Source organism: Maribacter sp. 4G9 (assembly GCF_002742265.1).
Lineage (GTDB): Bacteria > Bacteroidota > Bacteroidia > Flavobacteriales > Flavobacteriaceae > Maribacter.
Genome location: NZ_MDGL01000161.1, coordinates 12,174 through 35,950 on the forward strand (window position 1 = coordinate 12,174; position 23,777 = coordinate 35,950).

21 protein-coding genes and 1 riboswitch are annotated in these 23,777 nt (G+C 41.5%); of the genes, 9 read left to right on the plus strand and 12 right to left on the minus strand.

Going from position 1 to position 23,777, the window contains the following annotated elements; all coding sequences use genetic code 11:
- Positions 1-118 precede the first annotated feature (118 nt).
- A complete protein-coding gene (locus tag BFP75_RS16550; RefSeq protein ID WP_099546467.1) occupies positions 119-1,294 on the plus strand; it encodes a GlmU family protein in 1,176 nt (391 codons plus the stop codon).
- Positions 1,295-1,327: 33 nt separating this feature from the next.
- Positions 1,328-2,656 (plus strand): tRNA (N(6)-L-threonylcarbamoyladenosine(37)-C(2))-methylthiotransferase MtaB, encoded by a 1,329-nt coding sequence (mtaB, locus tag BFP75_RS16555; RefSeq protein WP_099546468.1) that lies wholly within the window; start codon positions 1,328-1,330, stop codon positions 2,654-2,656.
- A gap of 27 nt (positions 2,657-2,683) precedes the next feature.
- Here mtaB and BFP75_RS16560 read toward each other — a convergent pair whose 3' ends face one another.
- Complete coding sequence (locus BFP75_RS16560; RefSeq protein WP_099546469.1) at positions 2,684-2,977, minus strand: GNAT family N-acetyltransferase; 294 nt, start codon at positions 2,975-2,977, stop codon at positions 2,684-2,686.
- Between the two features lie 161 nt (positions 2,978-3,138).
- On the opposite strand from BFP75_RS16560, the gene BFP75_RS16565 reads away from it, so the two are divergent.
- Both BFP75_RS16565 and BFP75_RS16570 read left to right on the plus strand, forming a co-directional pair.
- Positions 3,139-3,801 carry an alpha/beta fold hydrolase gene (locus tag BFP75_RS16565; protein WP_099546470.1) on the plus strand — a complete coding sequence of 221 codons (663 nt, stop codon included), beginning with the start codon at positions 3,139-3,141 and terminating at the stop codon, positions 3,799-3,801.
- A gap of 46 nt (positions 3,802-3,847) precedes the next feature.
- Positions 3,848-4,807 (plus strand): lytic transglycosylase domain-containing protein, encoded by a 960-nt coding sequence (locus tag BFP75_RS16570; RefSeq protein WP_099546471.1) that lies wholly within the window; start codon positions 3,848-3,850, stop codon positions 4,805-4,807.
- 12 nt (positions 4,808-4,819) lie between these two features.
- On the opposite strand, the gene BFP75_RS16575 is transcribed toward BFP75_RS16570, so the two are convergent.
- The gene (locus BFP75_RS16575; RefSeq protein ID WP_099546472.1) at positions 4,820-5,335 is read right to left on the minus strand and encodes a hypothetical protein; all 516 of its coding nucleotides are present in this window, start codon (positions 5,333-5,335) and stop codon (positions 4,820-4,822) included.
- Between the two features lie 244 nt (positions 5,336-5,579).
- Between BFP75_RS16575 and rpmH the strand changes: the two genes are divergently transcribed.
- Together rpmH and carB are read left to right on the plus strand one after the other, a co-directional pair.
- Positions 5,580-5,741: a 50S ribosomal protein L34 gene (gene rpmH, locus BFP75_RS16580; protein WP_084696363.1), complete on the plus strand. Its 162-nt coding sequence runs from the start codon at positions 5,580-5,582 to the stop codon at positions 5,739-5,741.
- Positions 5,742-5,844: 103 nt separating this feature from the next.
- Entirely contained in the window at positions 5,845-8,697 is a 2,853-nt protein-coding gene (gene carB, locus BFP75_RS16585; RefSeq protein ID WP_099546473.1) for a carbamoyl-phosphate synthase large subunit, read from the plus strand.
- Between the two features lie 57 nt (positions 8,698-8,754).
- On the opposite strand, the gene BFP75_RS16590 is transcribed toward carB, so the two are convergent.
- Together BFP75_RS16590 and gndA are read right to left on the minus strand one after the other, a co-directional pair.
- A complete protein-coding gene (locus BFP75_RS16590; protein WP_099546474.1) occupies positions 8,755-9,096 on the minus strand; it encodes a ribose-5-phosphate isomerase in 342 nt (113 codons plus the stop codon).
- A gap of 15 nt (positions 9,097-9,111) precedes the next feature.
- A complete protein-coding gene (gndA, locus tag BFP75_RS16595) occupies positions 9,112-10,524 on the minus strand; it encodes an NADP-dependent phosphogluconate dehydrogenase (RefSeq protein WP_099546475.1) in 1,413 nt (470 codons plus the stop codon).
- 140 nt (positions 10,525-10,664) lie between these two features.
- Here gndA and zwf point away from each other — a divergent pair, with 140 nt between their 5' ends.
- Both zwf and pgl read left to right on the plus strand, forming a co-directional pair.
- Positions 10,665-12,197 (plus strand): glucose-6-phosphate dehydrogenase, encoded by a 1,533-nt coding sequence (gene zwf / locus BFP75_RS16600; protein ID WP_099546476.1) that lies wholly within the window; start codon positions 10,665-10,667, stop codon positions 12,195-12,197.
- Between the two features lie 11 nt (positions 12,198-12,208).
- On the plus strand, positions 12,209-12,922 hold the full coding sequence (pgl, locus tag BFP75_RS16605) for a 6-phosphogluconolactonase (RefSeq protein ID WP_099546477.1): 714 nt from the start codon (positions 12,209-12,211) through the stop codon (positions 12,920-12,922).
- Here the strand turns inward: pgl and BFP75_RS16610 are convergent.
- The 6 genes from BFP75_RS16610 to BFP75_RS16635 all read right to left on the minus strand — a co-directional run bounded on the left by BFP75_RS16610 (position 12,919) and on the right by BFP75_RS16635 (position 18,295).
- Entirely contained in the window at positions 12,919-13,467 is a 549-nt protein-coding gene (locus tag BFP75_RS16610) for an acyl-CoA thioesterase (protein WP_206073561.1), read from the minus strand. The two genes, pgl and BFP75_RS16610, sit on opposite strands and share 4 nt — an antisense overlap.
- Positions 13,467-13,832, minus strand: coding sequence for a 6-phosphogluconate dehydrogenase (locus tag BFP75_RS16615; protein ID WP_099546479.1), 366 nt, complete (start codon positions 13,830-13,832; stop codon positions 13,467-13,469). Before BFP75_RS16615 ends, BFP75_RS16610 begins: the two co-directional genes overlap by 1 nt.
- Before the next feature lie 3 nt (positions 13,833-13,835).
- Positions 13,836-15,188, minus strand: a complete 1,353-nt coding sequence (gene rmuC / locus BFP75_RS16620) for a DNA recombination protein RmuC (protein WP_099546480.1) — start codon at positions 15,186-15,188, stop codon at positions 13,836-13,838.
- Between the two features lie 117 nt (positions 15,189-15,305).
- Positions 15,306-16,100, minus strand: coding sequence for an ABC transporter ATP-binding protein (locus tag BFP75_RS16625; RefSeq protein ID WP_099546481.1), 795 nt, complete (start codon positions 16,098-16,100; stop codon positions 15,306-15,308).
- Between the two features lies 1 nt (position 16,101).
- Positions 16,102-17,133: a FecCD family ABC transporter permease gene (locus BFP75_RS16630; RefSeq protein ID WP_099546482.1), complete on the minus strand. Its 1,032-nt coding sequence runs from the start codon at positions 17,131-17,133 to the stop codon at positions 16,102-16,104.
- A gap of 1 nt (position 17,134) precedes the next feature.
- Positions 17,135-18,295 carry an ABC transporter substrate-binding protein gene (locus tag BFP75_RS16635; RefSeq protein WP_099546483.1) on the minus strand — a complete coding sequence of 387 codons (1,161 nt, stop codon included), beginning with the start codon at positions 18,293-18,295 and terminating at the stop codon, positions 17,135-17,137.
- A 214-nt stretch (positions 18,296-18,509) separates the two neighbouring features.
- Positions 18,510-18,727: riboswitch (cobalamin riboswitch) on the plus strand.
- A gap of 69 nt (positions 18,728-18,796) precedes the next feature.
- On the opposite strand from BFP75_RS16635, the gene BFP75_RS16640 reads away from it, so the two are divergent.
- Complete coding sequence (locus BFP75_RS16640; protein ID WP_099546484.1) at positions 18,797-20,695, plus strand: TonB-dependent receptor plug domain-containing protein; 1,899 nt, start codon at positions 18,797-18,799, stop codon at positions 20,693-20,695.
- Between the two features lie 53 nt (positions 20,696-20,748).
- On the opposite strand, the gene BFP75_RS16645 is transcribed toward BFP75_RS16640, so the two are convergent.
- Entirely contained in the window at positions 20,749-22,221 is a 1,473-nt protein-coding gene (locus BFP75_RS16645) for a S41 family peptidase (protein ID WP_099546485.1), read from the minus strand.
- 22 nt (positions 22,222-22,243) lie between these two features.
- Entirely contained in the window at positions 22,244-23,770 is a 1,527-nt protein-coding gene (locus tag BFP75_RS16650; RefSeq protein ID WP_099546486.1) for a S41 family peptidase, read from the minus strand.
- Positions 23,771-23,777: the final 7 nt, after the last annotated feature.

Genomic DNA, 23,777 nt, shown 5'->3' on the forward strand with positions numbered 1-23,777 from the left:
ATCGACGCCTCCCAATTTTGGAGGCGTTTTTCGTTGGATACTATCTATTTTTTTGGCGTTTAGACCGGAATGGGATAGCTTGTCCTGGTCTATTGATTAATTTTGAAAAAAAATATCCATGAACTATATTCTTTTTGATGGTCCGGTCAGGGAACATCTTCTTCCTTTCACATTTACAAGACCTGTGGCCGAGGTGCGTTTGGGAATCATGACCATAAAGGAAAAATGGGAAGCGTATTTAAAAACCTCCGTTAGTTATAAAACAGAAGATTATCTAAGCGTGAAGTTTCCGATGGTCTTGAAGTCTGATAACGTGTTCCTCAATGGAAGTGTACTGCCAGATGCTTTTCTCCTTGATCAAGTTAAAGCACTTAAGGAGTCGGAAGTATTGCAAAAGGAAGACCTCATAATTGCGTACAGGTCCAATAAAGTGAATGAAAATAAAGACTGGGGTCAGTTCAATGTGGTGGAATATGAAAAGAACCTCTTTCAGATTAAGAACACCTGGGATATTTTTTCCCAAAATGAAAGGGCACTTCAAGAGGATTTTGACTTTTTGACCAAGGGAAGGGAAAGTCAGCCCATTTCAAAAACCAATAGTTTAATCTGTCCGGAACGGATATTTTTGGAAGAAGGGGCCAAGGTGGAGTATAGCATTTTAAACGCCACGGATGGACCCATTTATATTGGTAGGCATGCGGAAATCTGGGAAGGTAGCCTTATCCGTGGAGGATTAGCCCTCTGCGATCATGCTATTGTAAAGATGGGCGGCAAAATGTACGGGGCAACTACCATAGGACCTTATTCCAAGGTTTGTGGCGAGGTAAGCAATTCGGTTATTTTTGGATACTCGAGCAAAGGCCACGAAGGATATCTAGGAAATGCGGTACTTGGGGAATGGTGTAATATTGGGGCAGATTCCAATAACTCCAACCTTAAAAATAATTATGCCAAGGTTCGCTTATGGAACTATGCCACTGAAAAGTTTGAGCAGACCGGATTGCAGTTTTGCGGATTGATGATGGGGGACCACAGTAAAACGGCGATAAACACTATGTTTAATACGGGTACGGTCATCGGTGTGAATTCCAATATTTATGTTCCTGGTTTTCCAAGAAATTTTGTACCTAGTTTTAGTTGGGGAGGTGCATCGGGGTTTTCCTCCTATTTGCCCGCAAAGGCGTTTGAAGCTGCCAAGGTTATGATGGCCAGAAGAGGGGTGGCGTTTACCGATGCGGATGCCGATATTTTGAACCATGTCTTTGAAATCACCAAAAAGTGGCGCAATTATTAATTTTGAACTCGCAGGGATTGGAATTCTGATGTTATGAACAAAAAAGTCGCATTTTATACGTTGGGCTGTAAGCTTAATTTTTCCGAAACTTCTACTATTGCCAGAAGCTTGGTGAAAGAGGGTTTTGACAGGGTCGGTTTTGATGAAATGGCCGATATGTATGTTATCAACACCTGTTCCGTGACTGAAAATGCCGATAAAAAATTTAAAACCATCGTAAAGCAGGCGCAAAAATCCAACCCGCAGGCCTTCATTGCGGCCATTGGCTGTTATGCCCAATTAAAACCTGAAGAACTTATCGCCGTTGATGGTGTGGACCTGGTTCTAGGTGCCACTGAAAAATTCAATATAGCCGATTATGTAAATGACCTGACCAAGAACGACATGGGAGAAGTACATTCCTGTGAAATTCAAGAAGCCGACTTTTATGTGGGAAGTTATGCGATAGGGGACAGGACTAGGGCATTTTTAAAGGTACAGGATGGATGTGATTATAAATGTACCTATTGTACCATTCCCTTGGCCAGGGGAATTTCCAGAAGCGATTCGCTGGAAAATGTTTTGAAGAATGCCGAGGAAATTGCAGCACAGGATATTAAGGAAATCGTTTTGACGGGAGTTAATATTGGCGACTACGGTAAAGGGGAGTTCGGTAATAAAAGGCACGAACATACTTTCTTGGATCTGGTAAAGGCCTTGGATGCCGTAGACGGTATTCACAGGTTACGGATTTCTTCCATCGAACCGAATCTCTTGAAAAACGAAACGATTGATTTTGTAGCCCAAAGTGAGTGTTTCGTACCCCATTTTCATATTCCATTACAAAGTGGTAGCGATGCTTTGTTGAAGTTGATGAAGCGAAGGTATCTTACTGATTTGTACCTGGACCGCGTTCGGAAAATCAGGGAGGTGATTCCAAATTGTTGTATCGGTGTGGATGTGATTGTAGGTTTTCCTGGTGAAACCGACGAGCATTTTCTAGAAACCTATCATTTTTTGAATGAATTGGATATTTCCTATTTACATGTCTTCACCTATTCGGAGAGGGATAATACGGAGGCAGCAAATATGGATGGGGTTGTACCCAAAAAGGTCAGGAACAAACGCAGCAAAATGCTCAGGGCCTTATCGGTTAAAAAAAGAAGGGCCTTTTATGAAAGTCAATTGGGGTCAGAATTGGAGGTATTGTTCGAAGGGGAGAACAAGGAGGGCTATATCCATGGATTTACAGAAAACTATGTAAAAGTAAAAACCCCCTGGAATCCAACCTTGGTAAATACGTTACATAAAATAAAACTTAAGGAAATAGCAGAGGACGGAATTGTAACCATGGAATTTGTAAATACGCCCGTAATAGTATAAAAAAAGCTCCCGAAAGGAGCTTTTTAATTAGATTCTGATGCCAACCGGCAACATTTCCTTGTACTGTCTGTTCTTTCGTAAGAATCCCGCTATTTGGGGACTTGTAGGAACCACCCTTAAGTTTTGTTCTTGAATGTGGTGGAGAACGGATTTAATAAAGTCTTCCTTGAAACCTTCTAGGTCTATCTCTTCAGGAACTACTAGCTTTGTTAAAAAAACTTTTCTTTCTTGGGATGAGTACTCAATTTTAGCAAGTTGGCCGTTTACTGTTGCTTCAAATTGGCGCAAGAAAGCATTGTCCTTAATGATAACATTGTTCATATAGTTGAATTTAGTGTTTGGTTTGGGCAAAAAAATTACGACGTTCCCCAATCGTAATTCTATCATACTTGTTTATCTGTTGATGTCTTAAGTTATCAACAACAATTGTTCAAAACTAGCTAAAAATTCCCTAAATTCCTATTTTTATGCCATTTGCTTTTATGCAGGATACAAAGACCCATGTCTATTTTATGCCAGGAATGGCCGCAAGCCATTCCATTTTTGAATATATCAAACTACCGGAAGAAAAATTCCAAATGCATTTTCTGGATTGGTTTGTTCCTGAAAAAGGGCAGTCGCTGGAATCATATGCTAAGGAGGTGCTGCAGCGAATTGAGCATGTAAATCCCATCCTTTTAGGGGTTTCATTGGGCGGTATTCTAGTACAGGAGATGGCCAAGCACCTATCCGTAAAAAAAATAATCATCATTTCCAGTGTAAAATTGAAAAGTGAATTGCCCAAACGGATGCTATTTGCGAGATATACCCAGATACATAAACTACTGCCCACTGGTTTGGTGAACAATGTGGAACTTTTGGCAAAATATGCCTTTGGTGAAACCGTAGTGAAAAGATTGGAGCTTTATGAAAAATATCTCTCGATAAGGGACAAACAGTATATCGATTGGTGTATTCATCAAATGGTACATTGGAATCAAACGGAATACCCGGCTAATCTGGTGCATATCCATGGGGACAAAGATGCTGTTTTTCCAATAGCCAATATTAGTGATTGTAAAATAGTAAAAAACGGTACACATACTATAATTATCCATAGGGCAAAATGGTTTAATGAGCACCTGCCCACAATTATTTTGGATTAACCTAGTTGTATTAATACCTTTGATTACACATAAACGTTTTTTACATATGAAACTCTTAAAGAATATTTTGATGTTTTGCGGTGTCCTTTTTATTGTTGGCACCTTGATTTTTGCAACTACATCCACGGAACTGGTCAGCACGGATAATAAAACCACCATTGCCAACGATACCATTGAAAAAAATGTGGCTGCCGAGTATCGTATCTCATCCATTGATATTCCTTCTGATTTAAATTTTGCCGGAGAAGTGGTCCCACAAGAGGACCCAGAAATTATGGAGCGTGTAGACCGTGAATTTTTGGTAAATACATACTGGCAGTCCAATGCATTGCTTTTAATGAAAAGGGCCCATAAATATTTCCCGGTTATCGAGCCTATTTTGGCTAAAAATGGTATTCCCGATGATTTTAAATATTTGGCGGTTGCAGAAAGCGGACTTACCAACGTCGTTTCCCCTGCAGGTGCTACAGGATTCTGGCAGATTATGAGGGAAACCGGGCGGGAATATGGTCTTGAAGTCAACTCCAATGTAGATGAAAGATATCATTTGGAAAAGTCGACGGAAGTTGCCTGTAGATATCTTAACAAGTGGAAGGAAAAATATGGGAGTTGGTCTTTGACAGCTGCCGCTTACAACGCAGGACCTGGTTCCATTAATAAATTTATGGGGATTCAGCAAGTAGACAATTATTGGGACTTATTATTAGGGGATGAAACTGGGAGATATGTCTTCAGGATTTTAGCCATTAAAGAAATCCTGTCAAACCCTGAAAAATATGGATTCCACTTAGACGAGGAGGATTACTATACCGCTGTACCGACCTTTACCGTTGAAATTGATGAACCCGTTACAAGTTTTGCAGATTTTGCGCAGCAATACGAAATCAATTACAAAATCTTGAAACGCCACAATCCATGGCTTCGTGAACCGCACTTGAACAATAGCTCGGGTAAAAAGTATGCCATTGAAATTCCAAACAAAGGATATTATAGGGAAACCAAGTAACGAAGAAACTTTTTAGATTTTCTTCATTTGCTGCTGCATCATTTTTATCTGCTCCGTCAGCATATTGTTCTTATCTAGTTTTTTGGCTTCATTCAATAAGGTGGTGGCCTCCCTTTTTCTTCGCTTCTGCATGGATATTCCGGCCAAACTCAATTTGGCCATGGCCACATCGTAATCCATCGTCAATCCCAACTTAAGAGCTTTTCGAAAGTACTTTTCGGCCTGTGTAAGGTTGGTCTGCGAATATATGATACCGTGAAGATAATTATAGTAGCCCTGCTGTTTGGTTGTCAAGGCACTTTTTGGATTTTTGATTTTGGAGAGCCATTTTTCGGTTCCTGCCAAATCCTGTTTTCTCATTCTAAGAAAGGCCAGTAGGATAATTTCATTTCTAAAATATAGAAAGACGAAGATGAGGGACAAAAGGATTAGAAATATACCATTGCCTATATTTCCCTCTATGAACTGGTATATGGCATACGCTATGATAAGACCTGCAATGACGAGTTTTATGTTTTTGTTGAACATTGTTATTTTGATTAAAGTACGTTTAGGTTGCCTGTAAAATAAAATTTTTAAAGGCGGTTAACCCTTGGAATTTGGTTCGGGCAAAATTAGGGAAAACCTAGCTTTCGGAAAGAATGGATTTATTAAAATATTTTTTTGTTACTACTTGCCAAAGAAAAAACTCTTTGTATATTTGCACCCGGTTTTACCGATGCCTTAAACGGTACTTCAAAAAAGAAATTCATATAGATTTAAAATATAGGCGATGAGCAAGAGAACATTTCAACCATCTAAGAGAAAGAGAAAAAACAAACACGGTTTCCGTGAGCGTATGGCTTCGGTTAATGGAAGAAAGGTTCTTGCCAGAAGAAGGGCAAAAGGTAGAAAAAAGCTAACCGTTTCCTCTGAACCACGTCACAAAAAGTAATGACTTGTAGATAACTTTTAAAAAAAGGTGCTGCTTCTTTAAGTTCAGCACCTTTTTTTTGACCTAATTTTGAAATTTTAGATAACGAGAAACTAGTATTGGAATGCCTAAAAGAAAAGATTTAAATTCAATTTTGATTATTGGTTCCGGACCTATTATTATAGGTCAGGCTTGTGAATTCGATTATGCGGGAAGTCAGTCACTTCGTTCTTTGAGGGAGGACGGCATAGAGACTATTTTGATCAATAGTAACCCCGCCACGATTATGACAGACCCTTCCATGGCCGATCATGTCTACTTGAAGCCCCTCACTACGAAATCAATTATTGAAATCCTTAAGGCACATCCACAAATAGACGCCGTATTACCTACTATGGGCGGACAGACAGCTTTGAACCTTTGTATCGAAGCGGATAAAAAGGGCATATGGGAAGATTTTGGCGTAGAGCTTATCGGTGTGGATATCGATGCTATTAATATTACGGAAGACCGGGAGCAATTCCGTGAGCTGATGCTAAAAATAGGTATTGGGATGGCACCCCAGGCAACGGCCACTTCTTTTCTTAAGGGAAAGGAAATTGCACAGGAATTTGGTTTCCCCTTGGTAATAAGGGCTTCCTACACCTTAGGTGGGGCAGGGGCCTCCATTGTTTATAGACCAGAGGATTTTGATGCCTTATTAAGTCATGGACTCGAAATTTCTCCTATCCACGAGGTGATGATAGACAAGGCCTTAATGGGATGGAAGGAATACGAGTTGGAGCTGCTACGCGACAAAAATGATAACGTTGTAATAATCTGTACCATTGAAAATATGGACCCCATGGGCATCCATACCGGTGATTCCATTACCGTGGCACCTGCACTGACCCTTTCGGATAGAACTTTCCAAAGAATGCGGGACATGGCAATAAAAATGATGCGCAGTATCGGGGATTTCGAAGGAGGATGTAATGTACAGTTTGCAGTAAGTCCGGACGAAAAGGAAGATATTATTGCCATCGAAATCAATCCTAGGGTTTCTAGGTCTTCTGCCTTAGCTTCCAAAGCAACGGGATATCCCATTGCAAAGGTCGCCACGAAATTGGCCATTGGGTATAGTCTGGACGAGTTGGAAAATCAGATTACCAAATCAACATCGGCATTGTTCGAACCAACCTTGGATTATGTTATCGTGAAAATTCCAAGATGGAACTTTGATAAGTTCGAGGGGTCTGACCGCACCTTGGGGCTACAAATGAAATCGGTTGGTGAGGTCATGGGTATCGGTCGGTCGTTCCAAGAAGCGCTTCACAAGGCAACCCAATCTCTTGAAATCAAGAGAAATGGCTTAGGTGCAGATGGAAAGGGATATAAGGATTATGACCAGATTATCAGTAAATTGACCATTCCAAGTTGGGACAGGGTCTTTGTTATTTACGATGCTATACAAATGGGGATTCCTTTGAGCAGGATTCATGAAATCACCAAAATAGACATGTGGTTCCTGAAGCAATACGAGGAATTATATCAATTGGAAAAGGAAATTTCCAAATATACCATCGCCACCTTATCCAAGGAATTGTTATTGGAAGCCAAGCAAAAAGGTTTTGCCGATAGACAAATTGCCCATATGTTGGATTGTTATGAAAGTGAGGTTTACAATAAGCGGACCGAACTGAATGTAAACCGCGTCTATAAGTTGGTAGATACCTGTGCCGCGGAGTTTAAGGCGATGACACCTTATTATTATTCAACCTTTGAGGAAGAGATAGAAAAGCCGGATGGAACCAGATATGTGGAGAATGATAGTGTAGTTACCGATAGGAAAAAGATTGTTGTTTTGGGGTCTGGTCCTAACCGGATAGGGCAGGGGATAGAGTTCGATTATTGCTGCGTACATGGAGTTTTGGCCGCTGCCGAATGTGGCTATGAAACCATTATGATCAACTGTAACCCTGAGACAGTTTCAACCGATTTCGATACAGCTGATAAACTCTATTTTGAACCCGTATTCTGGGAACATATTTATGATATTATTCGACATGAAAACCCGGAAGGAGTTATTGTACAGTTGGGCGGACAGACCGCTTTAAAACTGGCTGAAAAATTATCCAAATACGGAATCAAGATTCTGGGAACGAGTTTCGAATCGCTGGATTTGGCAGAGGATCGTGGTAGTTTCTCAGACCTTCTAAAAAAGAACGGTATTCCATATCCAAGGTTCGGGGTTGCAGAAACAGCGGAAGAAGCCTTGACCTTGGCAGATGAATTGGATTTTCCTTTGTTGGTAAGGCCTTCTTATGTATTGGGCGGACAGGGAATGAAGATTGTCATTAACAAAGAGGAATTGGAAGCCCATGTGGTAGACCTCTTAAGAAAAATCCCGAACAACAAATTATTGTTGGACCATTATTTGGATGGAGCTATTGAGGCTGAAGCAGATGCTATCTGTGATGGTAAGGATGTATATATCATCGGTATTATGGAGCATATTGAACCTTGCGGAATTCACTCTGGGGATTCCAATGCTACCTTACCGCCGTTCAACCTTGGGGAATTTGTGATGCAGCAGATTAAGGACCACACCAAAAAGATTGCTTTGGCACTGAATACGGTTGGTCTTATAAACATACAATTTGCCATCAAGGACGATATCGTATATATCATCGAAGCGAATCCACGTGCTTCCAGAACGGTGCCGTTTATCGCAAAAGCCTACAAGGAACCGTATGTGAATTATGCAACCAAAGTGATGTTGGGTGAAAAGAAAATCAAGGATTTTGATTTTAAACCTCATTTGGAAGGTTACGCCATCAAACAACCCGTATTCTCTTTTAACAAGTTCCCGAATGTAAACAAAAACCTAGGACCGGAAATGAAAAGTACCGGGGAGAGCATTCTATTTATAGATAGTTTGAAGGATGACGAGTTCTATAATCTTTATGCACGTAGAAAAATGTACTTGAGTAAATAGAAAAACATTTCTATAAAAAGTAAAAAGCACCCGAATAGGGTGCTTTTTTGTTGGATATTAATTAAACCAAACCGCGTACTTCTTACGTCTAAGTTCCAAGGCAAGTGAGCGTTCCATTTTTAAGGCTTCTTGCCTGGTAACCAAAGGTTTTATATGATTATATAAACTACCTCGAAGATATAGGCCGTACTTTTTCACAATGCGGGAAGAAATGTCAACGCCTTTGTTACTTAAGACACCATTTTTGTGCTGTTCAAAGCGCTCTTTGGGTGTCTTGCTGGTCATACCTACATACAGACATTCCAAAACCCCATTGAACTGGGGGTTTGCTTCCCGAAACTTTCTGTTTTCCGTAAAAACCTTTTTATGAAGTTCAACTACGTAGATGCTGTAAGGCATATTCCACAAAGTGAATTACTCTTTTTCCCACTCCGTATGAAAAATACCCTCCCTATCCAAACGCTCATAGGTATGCGACCCAAAATAATCCCGTTGCGCCTGTATCAAGTTTAGGGGCAACCTGCTGGAGGTATAGGCATCAAAATAGGTAAGGGAATTTGAAAGTCCGGGCAAAGGAATGCCATTTTTTGCACCAAATGCGACCAACTCCCTCGCCGAATCCACGGTACCCTGTACCTTTTTAACGAAGGTTGGCGACACTAAAAGGTTGGGCAGGGATGCATCGGTTTCAAAAGCTTCCGTAATGTCGGCCAATAACCCGGCCCTTATAATACAGCCTGCTCGCCAAATTTTGGCAATTTCCGCGATATTCAAATCGTAACCGTACTCTTTGGAGGCATCCGCCAGTTGATGTAATCCCTGGGCATAGGTGATGATGAATGAAAAATACAATGCTTCTTCGGTCAACTTCTCCATAGCCGTCTTGTCCGTTTGCTGAACCGTTGGGCGGTCGTAAAGTTTATCGGCCTCGATACGCTCCTCCTTTAACGCGGAAATTTCGCGCATACTTACCGCAATATCTATCGAAGGCACAGGAATCCCCAAATCCATCGCATTCTGACTGGTCCATTTACCGGTGCCCTTCTGTTTTGCCTTGTCCAAAATTTTATCCACCAGTCTACCATCACTCAAATTGTCCTCCTGCAAGAAAATTTCGGAGGTGATTTCCACCAAAAAGGATTGTAGGCGCCCTTTGTTCCAGGAATCAAAGGTTTTGTAAAGTTCATCGTTGTTATAATCAGCACCTTTTTTCAGCACATCATATATTTCGGAAGTCAACTGCATCAATCCGTATTCAATACCGTTATGGACCATTTTCACGTAGTTTCCGGCCGATTTCGGTCCTAAGTAGGCCACACAGGGTTCGCCTTGATATTTTGCCGCAACGGCCTCAAAAATCGGTCTTACATGCTGATAAGCTTCCCTGTTTCCACCTGGCATGATGCTTGGTCCTTTTCTGGCCCCCTTGGCACCACCTGAAACGCCCGCACCAAAGAAATTAATGCCTTTTTTGGAGAGATAGGCTTCCCTTCGGTCCGTATCGGTATAAAATGAATTTCCTCCATCAATAATCAAATCACCTTCATCCAAATTGGGCAGAAGGGATTCAATGACCATATCCACGATCTTACCAGCGGGTACCAACAGCATTATTTTTCTGGGGGTTGAAAGTGCTTTCAGGAAAATTTCACTGTCCGTTGAGGCATTTACTTTTGTAGTATCACCGCCTTCTTCGATAAGGGCCTTTACTTTTTCTGGGTCCAAATCATTACCAAATGCCGTAAATCCATTATCAGCAACGTTCAAAATAAAATTACGTCCCATAACGCCTAGCCCCACCATTCCAAAATCATATTTCATATCCATAAAAATATTATTTCCTGATAACTCCTTTCTTTCAAAAGTAAGCGAAAAATATCTATAATTCCCTGCATCTTCCCATCAACTCATTGGTATTGGCCATAGTTTTCGATACTTTTAGGGAAACTAATTTTTGAGGAACATTTATGAGAAAAACTGAAAATCAAATGCTGGTCATTTTTGGGGCTTCGGGGGACTTAACCTCGAGAAAATTGGTTCCTGCACTTTATAATCTTTACAAAGCGGGTCAATTACCGAAGCATTTTGTAGTCCTTGGTACGAGCAGAAGTGATATGACCGATGCTGATTTTCGAAACCGTATAGTACTGGAAAGCGAGTATTTAAAGGATAAATTTAAAAATGCGAAGGACGATGAAATAACGGATTTCGCCAATAAGTTCTTTTATCAGGACCTAGGGGACTCCTACGATGTGGACTACGCTTCCTTACGAAAAAGGGTAGAGCAACTAAACAGTGATTATAAAACTGAGGGCAATATCATGTATTACCTTTCCACCCCTCCAAGACTTTACGAAACCATTGCCAAAAATTTAGCCGATGCTGGCCTTAATACCCAGAACAACGGTTGGAAGCGTTTGATCGTAGAAAAGCCCTTTGGCTATAGTTTAGAGACCGCCAAGGCCCTTAATGAGGGACTTCAACAACACTTTAAGGAATCCCAGATTTATCGGATAGACCATTACCTTGGCAAGGAAACGGTACAAAACTTGCTCGTGACCCGTTTTTCCAACAGTATCTTCGAACCCTTGTGGAACAGAAATTATATTAAACATATTGAGATTACGAATGCTGAAAGTGTAGGGGTCGAAAAACGCGGTGGATATTACGATAAGTCCGGGGCATTGAGGGATATGTTCCAAAATCATTTGCTACAAATAGTATCCCTAATCGTCATGGAACCTCCCATTGGCGACAAGGCGGAGGAAATTAGGGACGAGAAGGTAAAGGCCTTGAAATCACTACGGATCATGAGGGAAGAAAAGACTTTGCATGATCATACGATCCGTGCCCAATACATGGCTTCCGATATACAGGGAAAAAAGGTAAAGGGCTACAGGGAAGAAGGAGGTGTAGATCCTGAATCGACCACCGAAACCTATGCCGCCATTAAATTTTATGTAGATAATTGGCGTTGGAAGGATACCCCTTTTTACGTACGAACGGCCAAAAGAATGCCTACAAAGGTTACGGAAGTGGTCATACATTTTAAGTCACCACACCATGAAATATTTAAAGAATCGGGTATACATAATAAGGATAATAAGCTGATTATTAGGATTCAGCCCGATGAGGGAATCCTTTTAAAGTTTGGGGTAAAGGTCCCGGGCCAAGGCTTTAAAGTGGAACGCGCCAATATGGATTTCTACTATTCCAGTTTGATGGAAACCCAAGTAATGGAGGCCTACGAACGCTTGCTTCTGGATGCCATGCAAGGCGATGCTACCTTGTATGCCAGAGCCGATGAGGTGGAGGCCGCATGGGAATTCGTTGACCCTATTTTGGACTATTGGCAGCACGGTAAAGACGTACGTATGTATGGCTACCCTTCCGGTACTTGGGGACCAAAAAACTCCGATGACTTGATAGAAGGGGAAGGCTACTGGCGCAATCCAGGCGAAAACCTTACGGACGATGAAAATTATTGTGTGCTTTGCTAATCGATTGAAGTATGGAAATGAAGATTTATACCGACAAAAATGAAGTTGCCCTGGAATTCTCAAAATATTTGGCCAATTTCATCGGGCAACAAGATAAAGTACATATCGCCTTATCCGGGGGAAGTACACCCAAAATTGTGTTCGATGTATTGGCTTCCACCTTTAATGATAAAATCGATTGGGTGAAGGTTCATTTCTATTGGGGCGACGAACGTTGTTTGCCGCCAACGGATGCCGAGAGTAATTATAAGATGACCGAGGAGCATCTTTTGTCCAAAATTGATATCCCTGAGGGAAATATACATAGGATAAGGGGCGAGGACGATCCCAATACGGAAGCCCATCGCTACGCAGATTTGCTGGAAAAGAAACTCCCTTACATGGATGGGGTGCCGCAGTTTGATCTGGTTATTTTGGGCATGGGTGATGACGGACATACGGCCTCCATTTTTCCACATGAAATTCATCTTTGGGATTCAGATAGATTATGTGAGGTTGCGGTGCATCCGGATACCGGGCAGCGGCGTGTGACTATTACCGGAAGGATTATTAATCACGCAAAAGTAGTGGCCTTTTTGGTAACGGGCGGTGGAAAATCGGAAAAAGTCCGGATTATAACACAAAGGGAACCGGGGTTTGAAAAATATCCTGCATCGCTCGTAAGTCCAATTTCCAAAGAATTGGTATGGTTTTTAGACAGGGAAGCGGCCTCTGAAATTTCTTAGGAACCCAACACTACTTTACAGTTCTCGTTTTCCAGTTCCGCCAAGTATTTGTCCGCATTGAATTTATGGGATTCAAATTTGGTGTCGCGCTCTTTCGCTTCTAATTTTCGGTATTTGCTTCGGGCGAATCGTCTGACCCCTTGTTTGTCAGTAACGATCAATCCGGGCACGGGTACACTATTCCCGTTTTCGTCCTTGGCAACCATCGTAAAATAAGAGGAGTTGCAGTGCCTTTTTTCTCCAGTGGTAATATTTTCGGAATCGACCCGAACACCCACCACCATGGAGGTTTTTCCCGTATAATTGATGGAAGCCCTCAGGGTTACCAATTCCCCAACATCGATGGGATTTAAAAAATCCACCCGGTTGACCGATGCCGTCACACAATAACGTTGCGAGTGTTTGGATGCGCAGGCAAATGCAATTTGATCCATTAAATTCAGTATGTGGCCACCATGTACCTTTCCACCAAAATTGGAGTGGGAGGGCAGCATGAGCTCCGTAATGGATACCTGGGAGTCCTTTACACTTTTAAATTCTTGCATCACTTCCTAAAATGTGGAGACTGCTCCTGTTCAACATGGGTTATGAAGTATTTGGTATCGCCCAGCCAAAAGAAGGTGGCATAGCGTTCCGTATAATTAACTTTTACATACTGGCCTTGATAATCCTTCAATTTCGCTATCACTTCCTTATCCTTGTCCAATACGGAAAAAGCGAAAATCTGTGCCCCGGAAATTCCCTGACTAATTTCACCTTCCCATGTTTTTACAAGAACACCCTTATGACTTATTTTTATAAGTTCCCCGGAGCGCACACCCTCACTATATGGTACAAAGTAGATAAAGGCATAAATCATGGCGAGTAGCACCGCGCAACCACCAAGAAACAGGAATAATATTCTTTTCATGTATTACAATTTTAATTTGGGTTCTTCCTCCTCTTCGAAATCATCTTCCTGGGCCCTTTTGAGAATGGGGGCTGGAAGCGATTTTTTGGCCTTGGCGCCCATTTTTTTCAGTTTTTCAATACTGGTGATGATATTGCCACGACCCTCGAACAATTTGTTCATGGCACCCTTGTATTCAGATTTGGCCTCATCCATTTTCTTGCCCACTTTTGTAAGATCGTTCACAAATCCTTCAAACTTGTCATATAGAGCTCCTGCCTGTTTGGCAATCTCAATCGCGTTTCTTTGCTGTTTTTCATTGTTCCACATACTGTCAATGGTGCGTAAGGTAGCCAATAGGGTTGATGGGGTAACAATTACAATATTTTGTTCAAATGCCTTGTTGTACAAGGTGTTATCATTATTTATGGCAATAGCGAAGGCCGGTTCTATAGGTACGAACATCAGTACAAAATCCGGACTCTCCATTTCATATAAATCCTCATATTTCTTGGCGGACAACTGGTCCACATGCCTTCTCAACGAATTAATATGATCTTTTAGGAATTTTTCCTGAAACTCTTCATCGGCATTGATATAACGTTCATAGTCCGTTAAGGAAACCTTGGAATCGACAACCATCTTCTTGCCGTCCGGTAGGTTGATAATGACATCTGGCATGACGCGGGATCCGTCTTCTCGGGTAAAGCTCTGTTGTACACTATACTCGCGGTCCTTTTCAAGTCCGGATTTCTCCAAAACACGTTCTAGGACCAATTCGCCCCAGTTCCCTTGCATTTTACTGTCACCCTTGAGTGCTTTTGTAAGGTTCTCCGCTTCTTGGGTAATCTTTAGGTTTTGGGTCTGCAAGTTCAGCAATTGTTCTTTAAGCGCGGAATGTATGCTGATGTTCTCCTTCTGACTTTCCTCGACCTTTTTTTCGAAAAGTTGTATTTTTTCGTTCAGGGGACTTAATATGTTCCTGATGTTTTTCTCATTCCGTTCCGTAAATTTCAGGCTTTTTTCCTCTAGGATTTTATTTGCCAAATTTTCAAACTCCTTGGTGAATTTTTCCTGTAGTTTTTCTACTTCCTCCTTTTGTTCCGAATTCTTCAAACCCAGGTTTTCCAAATCAGCCTGATAGCGAACAATCTGATTGCCCAACCGCTCTTTTTCCGACCGGAGTTCCTCCCGCTCGTTCTCTAGGGTCAGGTTCTTATTTTCCAATTGCGTCCTGGCAAGCTCCAACTGTCTGTTTTCTTCCTCCATTTTGCTTTGATTGGACTTGGTCTTCAAATATTGGATATAGTGCCCTAAAAAGAACCCAATTGCCAAACAAAGCACGGATATGATGATATAAAGTAGCGTCTCGTTCATTTTAAAAACTCAGATTCTGACCAAAGGTAAATCAACTTTACTATTTAAAAACCAATAGCCTGGTTTTGTTAGGAGCTTTGGAGGATTTTATTATCCATTTTCAAGTAAAGATACAGGTTACTTCTGAATTCGAAAAGCACCTGTATTGGCATCAAATTGTACGGTATCTGAGGGAAATAATCGCTCAAACGAGGCACTTTCAATCAGTTTGCATGGCGCATTAAAAGGATTTGTGCAACCATCAAGAATTAAAATCTTATCACACATCTGTATGGCCATTTCAATCTCATGGGTGGTGAACAAAATGGTCTTTTGGGTGCTATGCGCTATCGATTTAAGGAGTTTCAAAATTGTAACCTTGTGAAAAAGATCTAAATGGGTCGTAGGTTCGTCGAGCAGAATGATATCAGTGTCCTGGGCCAAGGCCCTTGCGATCATTACCCTTTGTAATTGTCCGTCGCTCAATTCATGGCATTTTTTCCCCCTTAGGTCCTTGAGCTCGAGCAGCTCAATGGCTTCAGTTATTTTTTCCCTGTCAATGGGGTTTAAACTACCGATCCAATTGGTATAGGGTTGTCTTCCCAAGGCGACCAATTCTTGGACGGTCAAGTTTTTGGATGCTACTGTTTCGGTAAGGACAACACTGATTCTCCGGGCCAATTGATTGGGACTCATTTCCCACATGGAGGTCCCATCGATACATACGTCGCCCTCTAGTGGTGGTTGAAGATTACCAAGCGTTCTCAATAAGGTCGATTTTCCAATTCCATTTATCCCTACTATGGCCGTACATTCCCCTTTATCTACCAAGAAGGAAAGATTTTCACACACAACCTTTTTATGATAGCCTATGGACAGATCCCTCACTTCCAGAACCGGCTTCGCTTCGCTTATATTTTTCTTATCCTCCAATTCAAAAAATCATTTTTCTTTTTCGTATTAATAGCCAAATAACTACAGGTGCCCCTATAATACTGGTTATAGCATTAATAGGCAGAACCGCTGCCTGACCGGGTAATTGGGCTAGAACATCGCATAATAAGAGTATACAACTACCATAAATAAGTACGGCTGGAATCAAAATCCTGTGGTCCGTTGTATTGAAAATCTGACGGGTCAAATGCGGTACGGCCAACCCGATGAAAGCGATCGGACCCGTGAAAGCGGTAATACTTCCCGCCAATATTCCGGTGGCGACAATAATCATGTAGCGTGATGTTCTAAGGTTTATTCCTAAAGTTTGCGCGTAATTTTCGCCCAATAAATAACCGTTCAAGGATTTAATCGTACGTATGGATAAAAGTACGCCCACAAAAACCATCGTACTTAAAATGCCCAACTGTGACCATGAAAGTCCGCCCACACTCCCAAAAGTCCAAAAAACATACTGTTGCAACTTTTCTGAACTGGTGAAGTATGAAAGTACGCTTACCACAGCGGCAGTAATGCTTCCAAACATCAACCCTATGATCAACAAGGCCATAGTGTCCTTGACCCGTGATGCCATGCCAATGACCAGGAACAAGACTAAAAAACTTCCCAAGCTGGATGCAATGGCCAGGGTGATATCGTTTATAAGCGAGGCCGATAAAACTCCTCCCAACAGGGAAATTCCCATAATCAGTAGTGCGGCTCCCAGACTGGCCCCGGAACTAATCCCAAGAACAAAAGGTCCCGCCAGCGGATTTCTAAATAAGGTTTGCATGAGCAACCCGCTTAAGGCCAATCCTGCACCTGCCAAAAGAGCCGTTAGTGCCTTAGGAATCCTATAGCTCCAGATAATATACTCCCAAGAGGGATTTTTGAGTTCCATTCCAACAAGGGCTTTCAGGGTATCCCAAAAGGATATACTAACGGAACCTAGGCTTATATTCACCAAAAAACAAAGAAAAAGTATGGCAATCAATAGCGAAAAATGAAGCGTATATGTTCTTGTTTGACTCAATTTATTCCAAAGGGGTAAAGAAAAATAGTTCGTGATCTTGTAGTAAATGTGGATGAAAAATATGAATGAGGTCCTTGAGTACAAGGTCGGGTCTTTGAGGGGCCAGCTCATAATAAAGTACTCCCCCCGTGGCACCCTTGGTTTTTGAAAAGGTAAATATTTTCCGATTTTGTAGGGCATCGAACTGCGCGTAATGTTCACTGGCATTGGCTAATTCCATATAGCTTGTGTATTGGGCAGGGGCAATCCAGAAATCGGCATTTTTTCCTTTTTCCAAAACACTTTCCCAACTCAAGGAGAGGCTTCCAGTCTCCGGAGAATTAGCCCATAGATAATCGGCATTGGCATCCTGGATAAATTTTGCCGCCCAACTTTCCCCGCCAGGTAAATACCAAACATCCTTGAACATGGCCCCGCTTATAACAGAAGGAGCTGTTTCTACCGTTTTTGCAATCTTAACGGCATTATGGTAATCCTGTGCTATTTTTGAAAAAATTTGTTCGGCCTCCTGTTCCTTTCCAAAAAAGGGAGCAAAGAACTTGATCCATTCCGCTTTTCCCAACGGACTTTCTTCTGTCCAATCTCCATTGTAAACTACGGGTATATTGGCTTGTTGAAGGATATTGTAGGTTTTGTTTTGGGCATTTATACTGAAACCAACCACCAATTCAGGCCGAAGTGCCAGCACCATTTCGGTATTAAGGGATTCATTGTTGCCCAATTCCTGTATTTTCCCGGCATCTATGAGCTCTCTGGCATACTTTGATGATATATACTTCGTATCCGGAAAGCCGATAAGTCTATCTAGGACTCCCAAAGATTCCAGGGCAGGAATATGCGTGGTCGAGGTGACCACCACGTTTTCCACGGGGGTAGTAATGATGGCGTCATAAGCGTTTTTGTCCAATGTTATTGTTGAAAGCCGGTCCTTGGGAACCAAGGCGTATGTAAATCCGGATTCGGCATTTGGCCAAGGGGAGATAATTTTGAGCACTGTGATATCTCGGCCTGATTTTTCCAAGGTGAAGCCCTTCGCGTATTGAATGGAATCTACCACCGTATTCCTTGGGCCTTGCGCTGCTTTTGGAGTTTCCTTACAACCCCAAAAACATAACAGGGCAACACAATATACGATCTTAATGGATTTCAATGATAGGGTCATGACTTTTTAACCAAAATATCGCTGCAAGGTAACAAAAGTCACTTGCTATTTCTACCGAGAGTAGTAGCTTTGATGAAAAATCCACTCATGAGGGGATCTTCGAACACCATGATCTATGTAATTGCCGGTATTATTCTCTTGCATTTTATTATAGGTTTTATTTGGTTGGCGATTAAAATGGGAAAGAAAAACCGCAAATAAATAAATTAGTTTTACTTTCGTTCCGAATTTTGGTTCAATAATCCGTTTTTTGCGGATTATTGATTAAAAGGGAATCCGGTGTGAATCTGGAACTGTTCCCGCAACTGTAAGCTAGGCCGATACATTCGGTACGTTTCGAAATCTACAAACCACTGTAACAACTCGTGTTGGGACGGGAAGGTATTCAAAACGATGCAAGTCAGGAGACCTGCCAAATTCAAACAACTATTGTTAAACTTTCGGGATAAAGGTTTACGTATGGGGACAGACATACTATTCGCTCGAACAAGAGATTAAAAAATGTACAAAAATTTGGTAGGCTTTGGAGCCATGGCTTTGCTATGTTTCAAAGCGATTGCCCAAGAAGGGCATCCCCTTGGTTACAATCAAAGGGAAAAGGACTCCGTTCACATTGAGGAATTGGACGAAGTAGTGGTCAGTGACTCCCGTTTTTCACTAAAGCGGGAAAATTCCGGGAAAACGGTCATTAAAATTTCAGCAGCAGAACTGGAAAGAAATCAAGGTAGGTCAATAGCGGAAATCATCAATACAAAAAGTGGATTGGAAGTGAACGGCACCCGAAGTTTTGCCGGACAGAATCTTTCGGTTTTCGCTAGGGGCGGTAATAATAGGCAGGTGTTGGTGATCATTGATGGTATCCAGGTATCGGACCCTTCCAATGTAAATGCGGAATACGACCTGCGCTTGTTGAATCTTTCCCAGATCGAAAGTATTGAAATTGTAAAAGGTGCAGCTAGTACGCTTTACGGGAATTCAGCGGCCACGGCCGTCATCAATATTACCACAAAGCAATCGGATGAAGATGGAATGAGCCTGGAGGTCGTTTCCAATTGGGGAACGAATCAATCCCAAATGAATAGGAACAATAATCTTTCAGACATCTCCAACAATGTGGTCATTTCAGGGAAAAACATGGGACTTACGTTTTTGGCTTCTGGCGGACATCAATTTACCGATGGACTTTCGGCAGCGATTGGGGAAGAGGCCGATGCTTTATCCAGAATTGACGGAAATTTTAAGGTGGGCTACCAATTTTCAAGAAGACTAAAATCGGAGGCATCAGCTTTCTATAGCAAGCTGAAGTCCGATTTTGATAATGGTTTTCCGGTTGAAGATGCTGATTTTCATTTCAATAGCGAGCAATCCCGTTTTGGATTGGCTACTACGTACACCTATGCCAATGGAAGTCTACATTTGAATACCGCCTTCAATCAAATTACGAGGGAATTTCTATCGGATTTTCCCAATTCCTTCGATTCCGAATCCTTCGTACTGGATGTATTCAACAAGTATAAGTTCAACCAACGGTTTTATACCATCGTTGGCCTGAATTTGGTAGAAGGCAAAACAGCATTTTCAGAAACGGTATCCGCGAGAAACTTGGATCCCTATTTCAACCTTGTTTATATAAGCGATTTTGGTCTGAACGTGAACGCAGGTGCCCGATGGAACAATCACAACGAATATGGTTCGCATTGGATCTATAATCTGAATCCTTCCTATCGCGTAAAATGGGACGAGGGATATTTAAAATTATTGGCTTCGTATGCCACTTCATACATAGCGCCAAATCTTTCCCAGTTATACGGGCCATTTGGTCCCAATACAGATTTACGCCCTGAAGAAAACTCGACGTTAGAGGGCGGTATGGAAATAAGACTTTCAGAAAAGTTTAGATTCAATGCCGTTTATTTTAATCGGAATGAGAAATCTAGAATCGATTATGTTGTTATAGACCCCAATACTTTTGAAAGCCAGTACCAAAATTTGGAGGATTCCATTACTATAAATGGGGTGGAAGTAGAGTTGGTGGCCCATCCCCTGAATAACCTGCAAGTAAGCGCGAACTATACCTATACTGACTCCGATACCGGGTTGGCCTTGCGGATTCCCAAACAAAAGTGGAACGCGCAAATTAGCTACACTTTGCATGATGACACCTATTTTTCGGTAAACTATCAACACCTTTCAAATCGCCTGGATACCGATTTCAACTCCTTTGAAAATGTTGATTTGGAACCCTTTGGACTTTTGAATGTATATGTAAAACATCAAATAAATGACCAAATTAGCCTTATGGCCTCTATGGATAATGTGTTCAATGAAGATTATGTGGAAATTTTAAATTATACGACCAGAGGGCGTAATTTTAGAATAGGCTTGCGTTTGAATCTATAACCAAAAAAAGGCGACCAAAAGAAAAGGTCGCCTTTTTATATTGGAAAATTTTTTTAATTAAAGGATATCTCTAATTCATAAACTGTATCATCGATCGTTCTGTCCTTGAACGGACCGTACATTTTGGAACTGGATAATATCTCGATCGGGTTTTCTACCGTAAAATCCCTTTTACCTGTAGCTCCTGTAATTTCTTGGATGGCCCTGGCCAGAAGTGGCTCTTTGAGGTCGCCCAAAATGCCTAAATTACCGTAATCTTCCTTTAAGGGGATATCGGGAAACAATCCATCCGTATAGTCAAAGAATCCATCCGCATTCTCGTTTCTGCCCAAAAGCGGCTGAATGGCCCATTGATTGTCTGGGTTGATTTTATTTACCCTGGATGGTGTATAGAGATAGGAATTTTCGCGGTCATCCACCAAGGTTGTGGAGAATTCATTTTTTCCCCTTGTAACATCCCCTATAATCACCACATCAATATACGGTTCCAAACTATTTATTAGCAGCTCACTTGCCGATGCCGAACTTGCCGAGGTAAGTACATACAATTTATTTAGCCCGAGTGGCTCAATGGTGTTGCTCCCAACCTTATCCGTAAAATAGACTTCAAGTTGGTTTGCGGCTAACTGATCCTGTATTTTATCGTTATACCGCTTTCTAAGAAAGAGGTTGTCCGTATTGGTGTCGTAGATCATACTGGCCAAAATACGGGTGGTGTTTACCGATCCACCTGGATTATAGCGTAAATCCACGATAAGTTCCGTAATACCCAAGTTTTTTAGTCCCAAAATAGCGTCGTAGAGGTCATCGTCGTACTCATTGGTAAATTGATTGTACATAAGATAACCTATCGTGATACCATTGATTTCGAAGGATTTGGAAATGAAAACCGGATTTTCAGCAAGTGCAGCTTCCTTGGTAAGGCTCACCTCCCTATCATTCTGTACCACATCCCCGTTTGAAAAATCGGCCATGTTCAGCACATAGGTATTATTTTCCCTAAAGAGCAGGTCAGCAAAATTATTGATGGTTAAAGTGGTGCCATCAACTCCTGTAAACAGGTCCCCACGCTCAATATCCTTCGTTGCTGCATCGGAGTTTGGTATGATGTACCGAACATATCCAAAAACTTCCTCACTATTCGATTTTCTTACGAGTCCAAATTCCAGACCATTGCTTCTGGAAATACCGGCCAGTGAATTGGTCAATTCCCTAAAATCAGAATTATAAAAGCTGAACCTGTCCTGGATGAATAGTAGTTTGCTGTCAAAAAAGGCCCCGGGCTCCTCCACGGATTGTAAAAACTCGGTATAACTTTCAGAGTCCGTGAATCGGTTATCGCCCAAATCCGGAACATCTGCTTGCCAAAAGTACCAGAAATTCATGGCCTTCCACATAAAGTTCTGAACGGGTACATTGGCGTTGGGAAGTGGGTCTACCGTTTTTGGAACCGATAATTCATCATCCTTTGAACAGGACAACATCGTTACAACCAAAAAAAGGGAAAAAAGAAATTTAGTTTTCATACAATGTAGAACTGGAAATAGCTTATTTTATTTCCTTTAACAAGTTTTTAGAGCCAACGTTCAAACCATTTAATATAAGGGCCGTATTGCGATCATCATACAGTTTGGAGCTGGATACCAGGTTAACGGGCATGCTTACATCAAAACTTCTTTTCGCACCAATACCTGTAATTTCCTGAATGGCCCTGGCCAATAAGGGTTCGTTGACGTCACCCAAAGTACCTAAGTTGGTCACGTCCTCTTCCAATTCAATATCCGGAATCAATCCATCTGAATAATCGGAGAAACCAGCACTATTTTCAGATCTTGAAACAATGGGTTGTAATGCCCATTGATTTTCAGGATTTATTCTGTCTTCACGCTCAGGATCGTAAAAGTTTCCGTTTTCTGGATCGTCCACAAAAGTAATAGAACCTTCATTTTTACCCACCGTGGTAGTACCTATGTGTACAACGTTCATATACGGTTCCAAACCAACCATGACCAATTCGCTGGATGAGGCAGAGGCTCCCGTTGCAAGGACATAGACCGTATTAAGGTTTAACGTGTTCAATGCAGCATTTGAATTTCCATTGGCCGTACCTGTGGTTGCGACAAAATTGTTTTCCAGTTCCCCAGGCTCAAAAAGTGCCTGAATTTTAGCATTGTATCTATCCCTATAAAACAATTCTTCTGTGTTTGTACCGTAAATGAGACTGGAAAGAATTATTGCGGTACTTACTCTACCTCCAGAATTATATCTTAGGTCCAGGACCAGGTCGGTCACATTTTGTCCTTTAAATTCCGCAAAAACACTATTTAACGCTTCCCCAGAACCGGGGGTGAAGGAATTGTACATTAAATAGCCGATCCGTTTATCGCCAATATTAAATACATCTGTAATTAAAATTGGGTCTTCCACCAAACCTTCTTGTTTGGTCAAAGTAACTTCCTTTCCATTTGGGCTAATCGTATTATTTTCAATGGTCGCCATGTTGAGCGTATAGGTGTCGCTCTCCCCGAACAACAAGTCTATGTAGTTGTTTACATTTAGTTCAGTTCCGTTGACTCCAATAAAAACATCACCTCTTTTAATGTCCTTGGTAGAAGCATCTGAATCTTTGATTACATATTCTACAAATCCGAAGACATCATCTGAATTTCCAATTCTTGATAGTCCAAATTCCAGACCATTGCTTTTGGAAATCCCTGAAAGGAGATTAGTCAACTCCTTGTAGTCTTCACTGTAGAACGTAAACCGATCCCCTGAAAAAAGCAGTTCGTCCAACAAAAAGTTTTCGGGATTTGGATGGCTCTTTAAATACGTTTCATATTCAACAAAAGTAGCAAATCGGTTATCTGCCAAAACGGGAACATCGCCTTGCCAAAAATAATAAGCATTCAAGGTCTGCCACATGAAATCCTGTACCTGAATGTCAACTTCCTCTTCAACTACTTCTTCTTCAACCATTTCCTCCTGTTCTTCTTCTATGACCGGAGAGTCGTCATTTTTTTTACAGGATTCTGTAAGTATTCCAATAAACAGTAAAAACAAAATGTATTTTCTCATAACAGTT